At 30.3% G+C, this 17,419-nt stretch carries 14 protein-coding genes; 4 read left to right on the top strand and 10 right to left on the bottom strand.

Annotated elements, in window-relative coordinates; all coding sequences use genetic code 11:
* The first annotated feature begins 192 nt into the window (after positions 1–192).
* The 3 genes from bioD (at position 193) to ACX6CF_RS09760 (ending at position 3,038) form a co-directional block, all read left to right on the top strand.
* On the top strand, positions 193–897 hold the full coding sequence (gene bioD, locus ACX6CF_RS09750) for a dethiobiotin synthase (RefSeq protein ID WP_458785136.1): 705 nt from the start codon (positions 193–195) through the stop codon (positions 895–897).
* A 16-nt stretch (positions 898–913) separates the two neighbouring features.
* Positions 914–2,269, top strand: coding sequence for an adenosylmethionine--8-amino-7-oxononanoate transaminase (gene bioA, locus ACX6CF_RS09755; RefSeq protein ID WP_458785137.1), 1,356 nt, complete (start codon positions 914–916; stop codon positions 2,267–2,269).
* A 127-nt stretch (positions 2,270–2,396) separates the two neighbouring features.
* The gene (locus ACX6CF_RS09760) at positions 2,397–3,038 is read left to right on the top strand and encodes a biotin transporter BioY (protein ID WP_458785138.1); all 642 of its coding nucleotides are present in this window, start codon (positions 2,397–2,399) and stop codon (positions 3,036–3,038) included.
* Between the two features lie 92 nt (positions 3,039–3,130).
* Here ACX6CF_RS09760 and ACX6CF_RS09765 read toward each other — a convergent pair whose 3' ends face one another.
* The 10 genes from ACX6CF_RS09765 to ACX6CF_RS09810 form a co-directional block, all read right to left on the bottom strand.
* The gene (locus tag ACX6CF_RS09765; RefSeq protein WP_458785139.1) at positions 3,131–3,274 is read right to left on the bottom strand and encodes a FeoB-associated Cys-rich membrane protein; all 144 of its coding nucleotides are present in this window, start codon (positions 3,272–3,274) and stop codon (positions 3,131–3,133) included.
* A 1-nt stretch (position 3,275) separates the two neighbouring features.
* Entirely contained in the window at positions 3,276–5,303 is a 2,028-nt protein-coding gene (gene feoB, locus ACX6CF_RS09770; RefSeq protein ID WP_458785140.1) for a ferrous iron transporter B, read from the bottom strand.
* 129 nt (positions 5,304–5,432) lie between these two features.
* Positions 5,433–5,645, bottom strand: coding sequence for a FeoA family protein (locus ACX6CF_RS09775; protein ID WP_458785141.1), 213 nt, complete (start codon positions 5,643–5,645; stop codon positions 5,433–5,435).
* A gap of 243 nt (positions 5,646–5,888) precedes the next feature.
* Positions 5,889–6,848: an ROK family protein gene (locus ACX6CF_RS09780; protein WP_458785142.1), complete on the bottom strand. Its 960-nt coding sequence runs from the start codon at positions 6,846–6,848 to the stop codon at positions 5,889–5,891.
* A gap of 10 nt (positions 6,849–6,858) precedes the next feature.
* A complete protein-coding gene (gene hprK, locus ACX6CF_RS09785; RefSeq protein ID WP_458785143.1) occupies positions 6,859–7,812 on the bottom strand; it encodes an HPr(Ser) kinase/phosphatase in 954 nt (317 codons plus the stop codon).
* Between the two features lie 77 nt (positions 7,813–7,889).
* The gene (uvrC, locus tag ACX6CF_RS09790; RefSeq protein WP_458785144.1) at positions 7,890–9,752 is read right to left on the bottom strand and encodes an excinuclease ABC subunit UvrC; all 1,863 of its coding nucleotides are present in this window, start codon (positions 9,750–9,752) and stop codon (positions 7,890–7,892) included.
* A 39-nt stretch (positions 9,753–9,791) separates the two neighbouring features.
* A complete protein-coding gene (locus tag ACX6CF_RS09795) occupies positions 9,792–11,861 on the bottom strand; it encodes an ABC transporter ATP-binding protein (protein ID WP_458785145.1) in 2,070 nt (689 codons plus the stop codon).
* A gap of 11 nt (positions 11,862–11,872) precedes the next feature.
* The gene (locus ACX6CF_RS09800) at positions 11,873–13,642 is read right to left on the bottom strand and encodes an ABC transporter ATP-binding protein (RefSeq protein ID WP_458785146.1); all 1,770 of its coding nucleotides are present in this window, start codon (positions 13,640–13,642) and stop codon (positions 11,873–11,875) included.
* A 26-nt stretch (positions 13,643–13,668) separates the two neighbouring features.
* Positions 13,669–15,774, bottom strand: a complete 2,106-nt coding sequence (locus ACX6CF_RS09805) for a beta-galactosidase small subunit-related protein (protein ID WP_458785147.1) — start codon at positions 15,772–15,774, stop codon at positions 13,669–13,671.
* Between the two features lie 113 nt (positions 15,775–15,887).
* Positions 15,888–16,238, bottom strand: coding sequence for a PilZ domain-containing protein (locus tag ACX6CF_RS09810; protein ID WP_458785148.1), 351 nt, complete (start codon positions 16,236–16,238; stop codon positions 15,888–15,890).
* A 269-nt stretch (positions 16,239–16,507) separates the two neighbouring features.
* Here ACX6CF_RS09810 and upp point away from each other — a divergent pair, with 269 nt between their 5' ends.
* Positions 16,508–17,140: a uracil phosphoribosyltransferase gene (upp, locus tag ACX6CF_RS09815; protein ID WP_458785149.1), complete on the top strand. Its 633-nt coding sequence runs from the start codon at positions 16,508–16,510 to the stop codon at positions 17,138–17,140.
* Positions 17,141–17,419: the final 279 nt, after the last annotated feature.

The raw sequence follows: 17,419 nt of genomic DNA on the forward strand, positions 1-17,419 counted from the left end.
GCTTTAAGGAATACATCCATTAATTAATTGTGAGGTATACTTATAATTGAAGTAGTAGTAATGTATAGAGGTATTTAATGTTTTCCGGATATATTGTTAACCATTACTTGTTTTAGGTTGACAATTAAATATTATTTTTATATAATTAGACTAAAATATGTAATAATCAATTAGAAAGAAGGAAGAAATTCTATGGCAAAATCTCTATTCATTATTGGTTCTGATACAGATGTGGGAAAAACAATGATAACTGCTGGGCTTACATATGTACTTAATAACAATAATTATAATGTATGTAGTTATAAGCCTATTCAAAGTGGTGGTATTTATTATAACAATATGCTCACTGCTGGTGATGCTCTATTTGTAAAGAACATGGCTGATCTTAATGAAGATATTGAAAAAATGAACAGTTATTGTTTAAAAGAAGCCATTTCTCCTCATAGAGCAGCTGAAAAAGAACAAGTTGTTTTGACAAAAGATAGCATACTATCTGACTACCAAGCTCTATCTAATAAATATGATTATTTATTAGTAGAAGGTGCTGGAGGATTGATTGTACCACTCATAAGAAATAGATATTATATCTACAATTTGATACAAGATTTAGAAATACCAGTAATATTAGTTACTCGTACTGGAATTGGAACTATTAATCATACCTGTTTAACTATTAATTATCTTAAGCAACTTAATATCCCTATTAAAGCTATTGTTTTTAACGGTTATGAAGGTCATGACTACGAGGATGATAATATTAATATTATTAAAGAAATTAGTGGAATAGATACAACATTTGTATTTCCTAAACTATCAGAAGAATATAAGATAAAAGAACTATTACAATATGAATTCATAAAGTCTTTTCCACTACAAAAGATTTTAGACTTATTCTAAACTAGGAGGAATTATCATGAATAAAATGAAACAACTACAAGAACGTGATCTAAAGCATATATGGCATCCTTGCTCACAAATGAAGGACTATGAGAATTTTCCCCCTATAATTATTAAAAAAGGTAAAGGGGTATATCTTGAAGATATTAATGGAAAAAAATACCTTGATGCTGTATCTTCATGGTGGGTGAATATGTTTGGTCATTCCAATCAAAGGATTAATGATGCTCTATATAACCAAGCTAATAAGCTTGAACATGCAATATTTGCTAACTTCTCTCATGAGCCAGCAATAGAATTATGTGAAAAAATTCTTGAAGTCAGTCCGAAAGGATTATCCAAGATATTTTTTGGCGATAACGGCTCATCAGCAGTAGAAATAGCTCTGAAATTAAGTTTTCAATACCATCAACAAATAGGCAAATCTAATAAAACTCGTTTTGTTGCTTTAACAAATGCATATCATGGTGAAACTATAGGAGCATTATCTGTAAGTGGATGTGAACTATATAACAAAACATTTAAACCTCTCATGTTTGATGTTATTAGACCAACTGGACCAGATTGTTTTCGATGTCCCTATAATAAAGATAGAAAGTACTGTGATGCAGAATGTTTTGAACATATGGAAAGAGCTATAATTTCAAATCATGAAGAAATATCTGCTGTTATTATAGAACCATTACTTCAATGTGCTGCAGGTATGAAAATGTATTCGCCCATATATCTAAAAAAGCTTAGGGAAGCTTGTGATAAATATGATATTAATCTTATAGCTGATGAAATAGCTGCTGGTTTTGGTAGGACTGGTAAAATGTTTGCTTGCGAATATGCAGATATCACTCCTGATTTCATGTGTGTATCCAAAGGGCTCACTGCCGGATATTTACCTTTGTCATTAGTAATTATGAAAGATAAAATATATGATGCTTTTTATGATGATTACACTTCTTTGAAAGCTTTTCTCCATAGCCATAGCTATACAGGAAATCCTCTAGGATGCGTTGTTGCTGTTGAAACCCTGAATATATTTAAGGATGAAGATATAATCAACAAAAACCTTGAAAAAGCCGAATACATAGAAAAAACTGTTCTAGAAAAAATAAAAGATATTCCTTATGTAGGAGAATACAGGCAACTTGGCATGGTAGGAGCTATTGAACTTGTTAAAAATCAAGTAACAAAGGAACCATTTGACTGGAAGGATAGAGTCGGTTATCAAATATATAAAATTGCATTAGAAAAAGGCGTTCTACTTAGACCCCTTGGAAATATCATCTACTTCATGCCTCCATATGTCATAACAAAAGAAGAGATTGATTTCATGACAAATGTTGCTAGAGATTCCATTAAAGAATATTTCAAATTATAATATACAAATATAATCTTTACATATAGATAAGTTATTAATACACTGAATGGGATATTAATTCTAATTGTATTTTTATTTAGAGTTATAGATCACTAAAAAAATGTTGTTAAGCTAAAGGAGGTAATAGATGGAGTATAAATATGAAATTATGATTGGATTTATAGTATTTATCACTTTAATGGGGATTATGATTTATAATATTAAAAGAGCTGAATTAAATGCTAAAAAGATGTCATTAATAGGAATGTTTGCAGCATTAATGACAGTTGGAGCTTATGTCAAACTACCATTATTTATGTTAGAGTTTACATTTCAATTATTTTTCTGTATTTTCGCTGGTCTGCTCTTAGGGTCTAGATTAGGTATGATTTCAATGATGGTATATACATTAGTTGGGCTTATAGGTGTACCTGTCTTTTCACGGGGTGGAGGATTTGGTTATGTGTTTCAGTCATCTTTTGGTTACATATTAGGATTTATATTAGGAGCTTTTGTGACGGGAAAGGTAGTAGAAATTATGAAAAAAGATAATTTCTTAGTAAACATAATGGCTTCTTTAACTGGAGTAGGAGCGATATATTTAGTTGGTGTTCCATATTTGTATATTATTCTTAATCTATATCTTACTAAAGGATATGCACTTGATGTAGTTGTAGGTTTTGGCTTTTTCCAACCCATTATTGGGGATTTAATACTTAGTATTGTGGCTTCAAAATCTGTTCCATCTATAAAGGGAGCATTAAAAAAGAGTAATCTGACTTTTAAATAGTTATATATATAATTTATTAATCAATCAAAAAAGGTTATCTTTTCTAGATTTCAATCTAGAAAAAATAACCCTATACATTTTATCATTTTATATTATTTCTTGGATTCACAATTATACTGAGAAGGACAACTACTACATCCACTGCACTTTTTTCCAGCTTTCTTATCTTTGTACATTTTATAAATTGCTAATCCTACTAAAAGAATAATTACTACAATTGCAATGAAGTTTCCCATTTTAAGCTATCTCCTTTTGTTGTCGGCTTTGATTAATGCCTTCTACTCCTTCATCTTTCTTTCTCTTAATAAGTGTAATCAATAGTACAACTGTAACTATCAATATTATTATTGATGCTACGAAACCTTCTGCAGGTTTACCGTATACGATAAGTGATCCAATCTGATTAACTAACAGTGCTAATATATATCCTACTCCAAATTGTATTCCTATAGCTCCCCAAAGCCATTTCTTAGAACCCATCTCGGCGTTCATTGCTCCGATAGCTGCGAAACAGGGAGGTGTGAATAAGTTAAAGAACATATAGGATAAAGCGCTTACTGCTGTTAACCCACCAGCTACCATAAGTACATTATTGCTACCTGGTGTACTAAGTAATGTTTCAGCATTATCACCAAATAATGCAAAACATACTGCAAGTGTTGCAACTACATTCTCCTTAGCAATAAATCCTGTAACTGCTGCTGCTGCAAATTGCCATATTCCAAATCCTAATGGAATAAATAAGAAAGCAACTGGCTTAGCAATTATTGCTAACATACTTGAACTTACTCCTTCATCACCAACTAGATGTAAGCTGAAATCAAAAGATTGTAAGATAAATACTGCCGCATTACATACTAATATAATTGTACCAGCTTTTATAATAAAGCCCTTAGCACGATCCAACATAGAAAGTGCAGCTCTTTTAATACTTGGTAATCGATATTCTGGTAATTCTATCATAAAATAATTAACTTCTGTTTCTGCCTTTGTAATTCTCTTTACTAATAATCCAACAAGAATTATTAATGCAATGGCTACAAAATATGTTATTGGAGCCATATATGATGCTTTTGGGAAGAATACTGCAACAAATAACCCAATAATAGGAGCCTTAGCACCACAAGGAACGAATGGTGTTAACATAGCTGTCATTCTCTTCTGTCTTTCACTTTTAATGGTTCTTGTTGCCATAATTCCTGGAATTGCACAACCATATCCTACTACCATAGGTATAATTGATTTTCCTGAAAGCCCGATCTTTTTGAAGAATCTATCCATTACAACTGCAACACGTGCCATATAACCACAATCTTCTAATAGTGATAGTAAGAAGAATAGCACCATGATCAATGGTAAGAACCCGAGAACTGCCCCTACTCCTCCTATTATACCATCTACAATCAATGCTGTTAAGAATTCATTGGTTCCAGAACTTTCTAATGCACCTGATACTGCATTTGTTAGCATTTCCATTCCAGTTTCTAAATATCCAGCTAATAAAGGTCCTAACCATGATTGAGATATGTAAAACACTGCCCATAGGATTAACCCAAATATTGGAATACCTAACCATTTATGAGCAATGATACGGTCTGCTTGGTCAGCAACAGTTACTTTACTAGATTTTATTTTTCTAACTTCAACTTTTTTTGTTATTCCATTAACAAAATTAAATCTTAGTTTATCTGCTTTATCTGCATCAGCTTTAGTTTTTATTTGGAAATTGTCTTCCATAATCTTAGGCGCTGCTTGACCACTTTTGCTAATACCATAATCTATGGCAGAAGCAGCTAATTCTTTAAGTCCTATTTCTTTTAATGCTGAAGTTTCTATAACTTGACAATTTAATAAATTCTTAAGTCGTGGTACATCTATAGTAAGACCATTTCTCTTTACCATATCAGATTTATTAAGAGCTACAACAACAGGAATACCTAATTCCAAAAGCTGAGTTGTAAAGAATAAACTTCTATTCAGGTTAGAAGCATCCACCACATTAATGATAACATCTGGATTTTCTTCTTTTACAAAGTCACTTGTTATGCTTTCCTCTGATGTAAAAGGACTCATTGAGTAAGCACCAGGTAAGTCTACAACCATAACCTCTTTTGATTTGTCTTTCTTTAGATTACCTTTTAGTTTTGCAACTTTCTTCTCGACTGTTACACCAGCCCAGTTTCCAACATGTTCAAGTTTCCCTGTTAAGGCATTAAACATGGTTGTTTTACCACTATTAGGGTTTCCTGTTAATGCAATTTTCATCATTTACCACCTTTTTCATCTTATTTTTATAATATTGATTATCATTATCAGCATATAATTATAATTATGCCTCTGTGAAGTTATTTAGTAGCCCTTGTAGACTACTATAATAAAATATTCCTATACCAATTAAGCAACTTGTATTATTTTTGCTAATTGTTCATCAATGCCATAGCGACTATCCTTAATATTAATAATGTAATTGGTAGCTACCTTAGATATAATCGTTACTTTTTCACCTTCATAACAACCTAAAGAAAAAAGGAACTTAACCATATCTTCTTGCCCTATTATAGAATTTACTGTGTATTCTCTGTTCATCTTTGCTTTTAATAAAGTCATAACATTCACATCCTATCTATTATATATAATGAAATTGATTAATATCCAATTGATTCATTAAACCTAGGTAATAGGTCTATTAATTACTATAGGTCTATAATATCAAAAATGAGAATCATTGTCAATAAGAAGAATGAATTTATTGAAAAAGATTCTCAAAATACTATAAAAGACTCCGATATAAATCTCCATACCGAAGTCTCTTTATCATTTTATTTATTAAACTATTATGTCTTGATTTATCTATTGTTCATAAGCTCTATATAGCATTGCTGCTCCTATTATTCCAGCATCATTACCTAGCTCTGCCACTTGTACTTTTGTTTTGAATGCAGGTTCTCCGCCATATATTTCATCAATAATCTCTTTTCTTAGAGGTTTTATAAGGTTATCTCCTTGTGCAGATACCCCCCCACCAAGTACAATTATTTCTGGTTGGAATATATTTATTACATTAACAATACCAACTGCTAAATGTTTAATATAATTATTGATAACATCCCCGGCAACTTCATCTCCTGCTTGAGCTGCATCAAAAGGAATCTTAGCGTTCATTTTACTAAGATCACCCTGGGCTAGTTCATTAAGTTTAGAGTCTTTATTATTAGCTGCTGCTTCTTTTGCATCTCTTATTAATGCTGTAGCAGATGAATATTGTTCCCAACATCCTTTTCTTCCACAGTTACATTGTATACCATTAAAATCAATAGATACATGACCAAGTTCTGCCCCACCATTAAAGCTACCGCCGATAATCTTACCATCAATTATGATACCACCACCAACTCCAGTACCAAGTGTGACAGCTACTAAGTCTTTATAATCAACTCCTGCACCACATTCATATTCTCCAAGAGCTGCTACATTGGCATCATTACCAATGTAAACTGGTTTATCAATATATTTTCTAATCTCATCTCTGATTGGTGTATTATTAAACTTAATATTATTAGCATAAACTATTAACCCTTTTTCTGGGTCTGGTGTTCCAGGACTACCTACTCCTATTGAATGAATGTCATCAAGCGATATACCTTCGTCATCAATAAGTTTTAAAGCCAGCATTGCCATATCTTTTATGATAAGTTTATCATCTCTGTCTCCAAGTGTAGGGGTTGAATCCTTTCTAATTATTGTACCATCTTTTGCAACTATGGCTGCTGCAATATTAGTTCCTCCTAAATCAATTCCAATGTTATACATGTAGTCCTCCTTATTTATTGTCTTTCATATCTCTTTCTTCATTTCTTCGTTTTAGATTACCACTTACACGATTGACTAAATCGCTAGCAGCATTATAACCCATTTGTTTTTGTCTATGGTTTATAGCCGCTGATTCTACAATAATAGCTATATTTCTTCCTGGTCTTATAGGTATGGAATGGCATATAACCTTATTTTCTAATATCTCAATGTATTCTTCATTCAGACCTAATCTATCATATTCTTTTTCTGGATTCCATAATTCTAATTTTATTACTAAATCTATGTTTTGAATTTTCTTTACTGACTCAACACCAAATAGTGTTTTTACATCAATAATTCCTATACCTCTAAGTTCAATAAAGTGTCTTATTATATCTGGTGATGAACCTAGTAATGTCTCTTCAGATACTTTCTTAATTTCAACAACATCGTCTGCTACTAGACGGTGACCTCTTTTTATAAGTTCTAAAGCAGATTCACTTTTACCAATTCCACTTTCACCCATTATGAGTACACCTTCACCATATACATCAACTAATACACCATGAATAGATATTCTTGGGGCTAATTCTACCTTGAGCCACCTTATTATTTCAGCCATAAATGTTGAAGTAGTTTTTTTTGTTTGAAATATTGGTACATTATTAGCCTTGGCTGTTTCTAACATATCGTCAAAAGGTTCTAATTCTCTTGACAATATCAAACATGGTATTTTTCTACTAAATAAAGTATTAAGGACTTCTCTTCTTTCCGACTCGTCCATCTTTTCTAGGTATGTTATTTCAACCTTACCCATAATCTGAACTCTTTCAGAATCAAAATAATCGAAAAATCCTGCTAATTGTAATGCTGGTCTGTTAATATCAGAATGATTTAATATTATATTTTCAATATCTACTTCTGGAGTTAAATTTTTGAGCTTCATCTTTTCAACTAATTTAGTCAATTTTACTGTATACATAAGAATGCCTCCTAAGCTATTTCTTTAATATTTTAGCATATTATAAATGATTTATCACCATATTTTTTTAATATCCTTCAACCATTAAAAAAGTCGTATATAGTTTGTGCAACTTTTCTATTTATACCCTCTACTTTTTCTAGTTCATCTACACTTGCGCTTCTAATTTTTTCTACTGAACCAAAATATTTAATAAGATTTATTCTTCTTTTTGGTCCAATACCTTCAATATCATCTAATATAGACTGTATCTGATTTTTACTTCTGAGTTTTCTATGATATTCAATAGCAAATCTATGTGCTTCATCTTGTATTCTTGTAATTAATTTAAATCCCTCAGAGTCTTTATCAATATTGTACTCTATGTTGTTATAAAAAATCCCTCTAGTTCTATGCTTATCGTCTTTTACCATACCGCATACTGGTATTGATAAGCCTATTTCATTAAGTACTTTCAGAGCTATGTTGACTTGTCCTTTTCCTCCATCCATTAGAATTAGATTAGGTAACCTTGTGAATTTCCCCAAGCTCAGGTCTTGTTTTTTCAGAAGCATTTCTTTTTGTTCTTCCAAAGCATGGGTAAATCTTCTTGTCAAAACTTCTTCCATGCTTTTGTAATCATCTGGACCTTTTACTGATTTTATCCTGAATTTACGATAATCACTTCTCTTAGGTTTTCCCTCTTCAAAAACAACCATTGAGCCCACCGATTCAAAACCGTGTATATTAGAGATATCATATGCTTCTAGTCTCTTAACCTCATCATCAATAGCAAGAATATCTACAATCTCTTTTACAGCTCCTTTTGTTCTCTTATCTTCTTTCCTTATCTTATCACCAAACTGTTCAAATGTGAGTAGTGCATTATTAGAAGCTAATTCAACAAGTCTATGTTTTTCACCTTTTCTTGGCACTTTTATATAGACTTTTTGACCTTTTTTACTTGTTAACCAAGCATTGATAATATTAGCCTCGTCTATTTCTTCTTGCAGAATTATTTGTTTTGGTATAAAAGGTGTTCCTGAATAGAATTGTTTAACAAATTCTGTCATCACTTCTCGTCTATGTAATTCTTCTACTCCATCAAGATGAAAATGTTCTCTTCCTATGAGCTTACCGTTTCTAACAAAATATACTTGAACCAAAGCTTCATCATGTGCCTTAGCAAATGCAATTACATCTTGGTCCTCCATAGAAGCATTAATGATCTTCTGTTTTCCAGCAATACTTTTTACACTTGCCAATTGGTCTCTATATTCAGCAGCTTTTTCAAAATCTAATACCTCTGAGGCTTTAACCATTTTCTCTTGGAGAATGTTTATAACTTTATCATATTTACCATTTAGGAATTCAACAATCTCTGAAATATCTTTTTTGTATTCTTCTTCCTTGATGTAATTCTGACAAGGGGCATTACATTGTTTTATATGATAATTAAGGCAAGGTCTTCCTTTCCCTATTTCTTTCGGAAGACTTTTATTACATGTTCTTACTTTCCATATTTTAGTAATTACATCAATAGTATCCTTAGCTCCTCTTGTATTGGTATAAGGTCCAAAATACTTGGCTTTGTCTTTTTTCAATTCCCTGGCATATAGAATTCTAGGATATTTTTCATTAATCGTGACTTTAATGTATGGATAGGATTTATCGTCTTTCAATAGTGTATTGTATTTGGGTCTATGCTTTTTTATGAGATTACACTCTAATATAAGTGCTTCAAGCTCAGAATCCGTTACTATATATTCAAATGATTTTATCATAGAAACCATTTTCTTGATTTTATTAGAATGATTCGTCGATTTTCTAAAATACTGCCTTACTCTATTTCTAAGTTTGATTGCTTTTCCCACATAGATAATATTTCCATACATATCCTTCATTAGGTAAACTCCTGGTTCTACAGGTAGCTTTTTCAATTCTTCTTCTATATCAAACATTTATAATCATTCCTTCTGATAAACTTATATATTATTATACTAATTAACCTCTTGATATTGCAATTCATATAAATTGTGATATATGCCTTTTTTTGCCAATAATTCTTGGTGATTACCAATTTCTCTAACTCTTCCTTTATGAAGAACTATAATCTTATCTGCATGTTGCACCGTAGACAATCTATGCGCTACTACAAGAGTTGTTCTTCCTTGCATTAATTTATATAATGCATCTTGGATTAAGAGTTCTGTCTCAGTATCTATGTTAGCAGTCGCTTCATCTAATATAAGTATAGATGGACTAAAGGCTAGAGTCCTTGCAAATGACAATAATTGTCTCTGTCCAGATGAAAAAGTAGCACCTCTTTCATAAACTTTTTCATTGTATTTATCAGGTAACTTCTTAATGAATTTATCTGCATTAACATATTTAGAAGCTTCCATTATCTGCTTATCTGTGATTTCACCGTTCTTCAATCTTACGTTACTATTTATATTACCAGTAAACAAAAAAACATCTTGAAGCATTTGTCCAACACTAGATCTTAGATTATTTAAATCAATATCTTTTACATTATGACCATCAATAAGTATTTCTCCCTTTTGAATATCATAATATCTGCTAATCAAGTTAAGTATTGATGTTTTTCCTGCTCCAGTAGCTCCTACAAAAGCAACTGTCTCACCTGGACTTACTTTAAAAGATACATCTTTCAATACCCATTCCTCTTCGTTATAAGCAAACCAGACATTCTTAAATTCTATATCGCCTTTTATTTTATCTAATTTGATAGCACTATCGTTGTTCTCTATTCTAGAGTCTTCATCTAATAATGTAAAGATTTTTTCTGATGAAGCCATTGCAGACTGTAAAATATTGAATTGCTCTGCTAATTGTTGTATTGGATCAAAGAAGTTAGATATATATTGGATAAATATGATTAAGGTTCCGATGGACATAGTCCCTTCCAGCACCATATTACCACCATAGATTAATACAATAGATAGCCCTATTACATATATCAGATACATTGAAGGTCTATAAATACCAAAAACTATCAATTGTTTCAAATTAGCTTTTTTCAACTCTTCATTAGATTTACTGAATTCGTCCATTTTTCTTTTCTCTTGTGAAAATATCTGTACAATTCTCATTCCTGAAATATGTTCTGATAAAAATGTATTGATGGCTGCAACTTTTGTCCTAACTTCACGATAAGCTTTTCTTGAATAATGCCTAAACAATAAAGTTGCGATTACTAAAAGTGGTATAACCAAAAATATAATTAAAGTCAATCTCCATTCTAGTATAAACATCATAATAGATATACCAAATAACATTAATACACTCTTAACCGAATTTACTATAACACTGGTATACATTTCATTAAGAGTTTCTGTATCATTCGTGACTCTAGTTACTAATTTTCCTACTGGATTGTTATTAAAGAATTTAATAGATAACCCTTGTATATGAGTAAACACATCATTTCTAATATTATAGATAATTTTTTGTCCTGTGTAGTTAAGTAATATCGTTTGAAAATAACTAATCAACAACCCAAATATCAAAACTACAATAAAAATAATAGTTAATCTTACTAGCTTATCAATGTGGTCATTCCTAAGCAACCTAATTTCATCATTAGTCAATGAAACTACTTCTTTTTCTATATTATCATATTTAACATAGTATTTTCCATCTTTTAATGTTACTTTTTTTACTTTATTCAATGAATTAACTTCTGTACTATCAATTCCTGATACTAAAAAATAAGGTTTATCATACGTATCATCATATATGATTCTTGCTTTTTCTACATCAGCATATTTGTTTTTTTCATCTCCAATGTAATGATTGTCTCTTATGTTAACGGCACCTTTTGTATCTTCGTCAACAATAGAATACATAGTATCATATTTGGTGATGATGTCATCGACTGCATTACCAACAAGTACTGGTTTCACTAGCTCTGCTCCTACTACACCTATCAGCAATACTAACGAAATGATAATTAGCCCCATAAATGGTCTAGCATATGAAAAAAGTCGTTTCAAAAGTTGTTTATCATAACCCTTTTTCATATCATCATCTTCAAAATCATGCATAAACTAACCTCCTATTCCTTCTCCAACTCTTTTTCCAATTGCTGTTTGCCGACCATGTTATGATATAGTCCTTTTTGTTCTATTAGACTATCATGAGTTCCTGACTCAAGGATTTTACCTTCATCAATAACAATGATCTTATCTGCATTCTGTATTGTAGAGATTCTATGAGCAATTATTATTGTTGTCTTATCTTTTCTTTCTTCCTTGATGTGACTAAGGATTTGCTCCTCCGTATTAGTGTCTACAGCAGATACAGAATCATCTAAGATCATAATTGCAGGATCTTTTATAAGTGCTCTTGCTATAGATATACGTTGTTTTTGACCACCTGATAAAGTTACTCCTCTTTCTCCCACAACAGTTGAATATTTATTTGAAAATTCTATTATGTTATCATGTACATTAGCATTTTTTGCTGCACATTCTATATATTCATCACTAGTCTCTATTACTCCAAAAGCTATATTCCTTGATATGGTATCTGAAAAAAGGAAATTGTCTTGTGGAACATATCCAATGGAATGACGTAAAACTTTTAACGGTATATCCATAATATCCTCATCATCAATAAAAATAGTTCCTCTTGGTGGGTTATACATTCTAAGAAGCATATTCACCAAAGTAGTTTTACCGCTTCCTGTTCTTCCTACAATTCCAAGAGTTTCACCTTTATTGATAGTAACAGATATATCCTCTAGTTCTTTTATACCCGATCCAGGATAATTGAATGTAAGGTTCTTAATAGCAATATTTCCTTTGATAGAATCTATTTGCTTAACAGTTTCTTCATCAATTATTTCTGGCTTTTCATCTAATATATTCTGAAATCTAGATAAAGACGCTAAACCCTGAGACATGATATTAATACACCAGCCAAAAGCAATCATTGGCCATACCAGCATAAGTAGATATTGAGTAAACGCCACAAAATCTCCAAGAGTTATGTTGCCAAGCATTGTCATATAACCCCCATAACCTAAGACAATGGCTATACTAAGACCTGTAACCAACATAGCTAATGGATTCATTATTGCAAATAATTTTATTACACGCATATTTTTATCATAATTATTTTTATTGGTTTTATTGAATGCTTTTATTTCTTTGCTTTCTTGTACAAAAGCTTTTACTACTTGAATCCCTGATATATTTTCTTGTACCATTTCCGACATATGAGCAAAAGCTTCCTGCTTATCTTTAAATCTGGCTCTTATTGCTCTTCCAAAGAAAATACCTCCAATAGCAATTAAAGGTAATGGAATTATAGCTACTAAGGTTAAGTTAAGACTTATCTTAGTAATCATTTGATAAATTACTAAAACACATAATGTAATAGCATCTAAAGACATTAAGATACCTGGACCAACCATCATTCTGATTGCATTCAAATCATTGGTAGCATGTGCCATTAGATCTCCTGTCTTATGTTCATTAAAAAATCTAAGTGATAGCTTTTCTAAATGACCAAAAAAATCATTTCTAAGACCATATTCAATCTTTCTGGATGTTCCAAAAATAAAATATCTCCATATAAATCTAAAGCAAGCTATCAAAATACCTATTAGTAGTAAAGTAAGAACCTGGTTCAACAAATTACTAAACTCATAATTACCACTTTGTAATCCATCAGTTATATTTCCTGTTATTACAGGTATCTGCAATTGAAATATATCAACTGTAAGCAAGGATAGAAATCCTAACAGAAAGTGAAATTTATACATTCCAAAATATTTTCTTAAAATCGATTGTGATTTATTCTTATTATTATTAGGTTTCATGAAATAATTCACATCCTTATAATTATTTATATAACCCGTTTAATACTGAAAGCGTACACGTCTTCACCTGTAGAACTAGTGTCAAATATATTGTACTTAGCTTTACAACTGCAACTTACATCCAAGATTCTTGGTTTGCTTACATTATCTTCTTGGTTAATTGAATAGGAACTATGTACACGTGGATAAATATTAAGAGGTATATCTTTGCAATTTTCAACTAACAATCCTTCTCCATCACTATCTGTGAGTGCACCCCATCTTACATCTGATTTATTACCACTTTTTATACAATTATTCAGATTATAGTAATATAAACCTACCTTGGTTCCACTGTTAATATCAGGGTATGTATCATTTGGTCCTTTACCAAACCAAGAAAAATCATTATATTCAGCTGGTATTTCTAACATCATTCCTACTTTTATAGATTTATTATTGGATCTAATCTTATTGATTATATTTATTCTGCCATCTGGTTCTATTATATAACTGGTCTTGATATTGCCTTTAATTTGTGAGCATTTTCTTATGATGTCAATTTTATAGGTTCCTTCCTTGCTACTAGTTACCTTTACATCTTTTACTTTTGACATTTCTAATCTATTAGATCCATTTTCTATATAGACTTTTACTGGTGATAAGATATATTCTTGTCTATCAAACTCTATAGACCGGATATTACCTTTTAATTTGTCCACTACTATTTCAAAATTATCACCAATTATTTCTACCTTCAGTTTTCTATCTCTTAATCTAGCTTTCTTAGATGATTTGATTTCTCTTTTTTTAGGTGCTTTATATGGTATTCTATATTGTGCCCAAGCTACATTATATCCTTTTTTTGCCCACCATAATTCTTCTTTTGTTGTCATGTTGATATTAATATGGTACCAAGCATTTTCAAGTATATCTTCAATATTATAATCAATATGAATATCTTTTCTTTTATTAATAGGTATATCTACATCAGTCAATTCACCATTTTTTATAACTATACCGTCTTCAAGAATCTCCCATGTAAAATCGTAATCATTAAGTGAAAATGTATCTCCACAATTTTTAATGCTAAAAATACCTTTAATGATATCATTTGGATATATATTTATCATCTCATATTTCTTTTTGAGTTCATATGCATATGGTGTTAATTGTCTGTTTTTGAAAACTATACCTTTTAGTGTGACTTCATCTGTTTCTTCATCTTGAATCATTATATAACTACATAAGAATTTCCCTGCTATTGGATGTTCTTGCTGTTCTTTATCCCCTATTTCTTCATCTTCTTTGATAAAATCATAAGTAAAAGTTACAGGATTATAATTTTTTAGACCTATTGAATTTCCCTCATAATATATCGGTCTTGTATTGTCTAGTAACATTATTTTTTTATATAAATTGATTGGTATATTGACTCTGCTGTCTATATTCCATACAATTACACATGAATAATTTATATATTTGTAAATTATATTTTTAATTTCTTCCTCATCGCATATAATTTCTTCTTCATGTTCTTGTTGGGTCATAGGCTTGTTAATAACGTACAATCCATATTTATTGCACATATCATAAAAAATGTCAGCATTATTATAGTCATATGTAATTACCGTATTAATATTATTGCTTTTCATTATACCTATATCCTCAATAAACTTTGTTTCCATCACTTCTATATCATCTTGCTCATAATTATTATAAACTACACCATTTAGAGTTACTTGTTTTCCATTTATATATATCATACTGTTATTAATTTCAATAAATCTAAATCCGTGTTCGAATTTTTTTTGGCATAATTCTTCATCTTTCTCATTTTTTACGACTATTTTAAAACTATAACATTTTGGTAAATCTGAAGTCCATGTCCTGATATCATTCAATTCCGTCTCCAAGGTTACTTTTGATCTATTCTTTGCCGTTAAAACACATCTTATATCAGCAACCAAGCTTTCACTTTCATTTTGAATATCAGTCATCCATAATTCAATTTTAGCTGGCTGTATTGTCGATCCCATGAAAGTAATGAAAACATCTGTATACATATAAACTTGGTCATATGTTTCATTTAGAACTTTGGAATTAACATAGTATCTATCAATTTTTATTTCTTTTTTATTTATATCATTCATATTATTTTCACCCCTTTTATTACAAAAAACACTGATATAACCTTATTACTTTCATTACATAATAAGAAAGTGACTATATATAGCCACTGTTAAATATATGACGTCTCTTCTCATTATTCTTTTTCCTTTAATACTTCTTCATATTCATCCACTTTGTCTGCTAAGAATTCAGCAAGTCCTACAAATTCACAACCCAAGCTATATTTATCTCCTGATCTATTGCTTCTTATAATTTTTAGTACACAGTAAAAGTATCTTTGGGGATCGAATTCTATTTTTGCATTGAAATAATAGTTTAGAGGCAATTCGTCCCTGCATAGTATACCAATACCGTTTTTAGAAATATCGATAACCTCAATAGTCTTATTGTCAAGTTTTATTATGTCATTATTTTGTTTAAAAAGAGAATTGATTTCTAGTTCTAATTTTATGGGTAATCGCTTATATTTTCTTCTTTCTTCCATCGTAGATCTCTCCTTTTTCACATATAATTAATAACTTAACTTTCTTTGCAAATTATATATTTTTCAATTTCTAATTATACCATAAAATGACATCAAAATAAAACAGACAGTTATTATTTTTTTTATATTTTACAATATTTAATTGACAAACTATAGTAGATATATTAATATAAAAATTGTATGCAAATTAATAAGTGAAATTTATATAAAAATTATATATCTTATTAACGCTCGTTCTATTTTTAAATTATAAGGGAGGAATTATCCGTATGAACGAAAATGTAAAATTATTAGATCATCCGTTGCTTCAGCATAAACTTACATTATTACGTGATAAGAACACTGGATCTAAAGATTTTAGAGAACTTGTCAAAGAAATCGCAATGCTAATGGGTTATGAAGTTACACGTAATTTACCTTTAAAGGAAACTACTATTGAAACACCTATTTGCAAAACTGCTTCAAATGTAATAAGTGGTAAAACACTTGCTATTGTTCCTATTCTTAGAGCTGGTCTTGGTATGGTAGATGGTATGTTAAGTTTATTACCTACTGCAAAAGTGGGACATATTGGTTTATATAGAAATGAAGAAACACTTCAACCTGTCGAATATTATTGTAAACTTCCAAAAGATATTGAACAAAGAACAGTAATTATTACTGAACCAATGCTTGCTACTGGTGGCTCAGTTGTAGCTGCTGTAAGCCTTTTAAAATCTTATGGTGTTAAGAATATTAAAATCATGTGTCTTGTAACTTCCAGACCTGGAATTGAAGAAGTATATGCTCATCATCCAGATGTTCAAATTTTCACTACTGCAATTGATGAAAAATTAAATGATATTGGATATATTACTCCTGGTTTAGGCGATGCAGGCGATAGAATATTCGGTACTAAATAGTAAATCTTAGAGCTGACTTTGTTAAAAAGCAGCTCTTTTTTCTTCTCATTTTCTAGTTATTAAATATTTATTAATTAATTATTAATTTTCCATCTTAGTGTTTAATACCTATCTAATGTATAAACCAATGCTATTCAAGGAAATTACTGGTAATCTAAGCAAGCTATTGCATTTTTTCTTGATTAAGGTTATAATAACCATGTAATAATTAGTTAACAATTTTGTAACAACTATTTTTTTAGAATATTTTTCCTTAGTATTTACAAATAATAACATTAG

This window comes from Vallitalea sediminicola, from assembly GCF_054408565.1.

Coding starts and splice junctions, on each gene's coding strand:
- bioD (WP_458785136.1), top strand. CDS start 193: ATGGCAAAATCTCTATTCATTATTGGTTCTGATACAGATGTGGGAAAA.
- bioA (WP_458785137.1), top strand. CDS start 914: ATGAATAAAATGAAACAACTACAAGAACGTGATCTAAAGCATATATGG.
- ACX6CF_RS09760 (WP_458785138.1), top strand. CDS start 2,397: ATGGAGTATAAATATGAAATTATGATTGGATTTATAGTATTTATCACT.
- ACX6CF_RS09765 (WP_458785139.1), bottom strand. CDS start 3,274: ATGGGAAACTTCATTGCAATTGTAGTAATTATTCTTTTAGTAGGATTA.
- feoB (WP_458785140.1), bottom strand. CDS start 5,303: ATGAAAATTGCATTAACAGGAAACCCTAATAGTGGTAAAACAACCATG.
- ACX6CF_RS09775 (WP_458785141.1), bottom strand. CDS start 5,645: ATGACTTTATTAAAAGCAAAGATGAACAGAGAATACACAGTAAATTCT.
- ACX6CF_RS09780 (WP_458785142.1), bottom strand. CDS start 6,848: ATGTATAACATTGGAATTGATTTAGGAGGAACTAATATTGCAGCAGCC.
- hprK (WP_458785143.1), bottom strand. CDS start 7,812: ATGTATACAGTAAAATTGACTAAATTAGTTGAAAAGATGAAGCTCAAA.
- uvrC (WP_458785144.1), bottom strand. CDS start 9,752: ATGTTTGATATAGAAGAAGAATTGAAAAAGCTACCTGTAGAACCAGGA.
- ACX6CF_RS09795 (WP_458785145.1), bottom strand. CDS start 11,861: ATGCATGATTTTGAAGATGATGATATGAAAAAGGGTTATGATAAACAA.
- ACX6CF_RS09800 (WP_458785146.1), bottom strand. CDS start 13,642: ATGAAACCTAATAATAATAAGAATAAATCACAATCGATTTTAAGAAAA.
- ACX6CF_RS09805 (WP_458785147.1), bottom strand. CDS start 15,774: ATGAATGATATAAATAAAAAAGAAATAAAAATTGATAGATACTATGTT.
- ACX6CF_RS09810 (WP_458785148.1), bottom strand. CDS start 16,238: ATGGAAGAAAGAAGAAAATATAAGCGATTACCCATAAAATTAGAACTA.
- upp (WP_458785149.1), top strand. CDS start 16,508: ATGAACGAAAATGTAAAATTATTAGATCATCCGTTGCTTCAGCATAAA.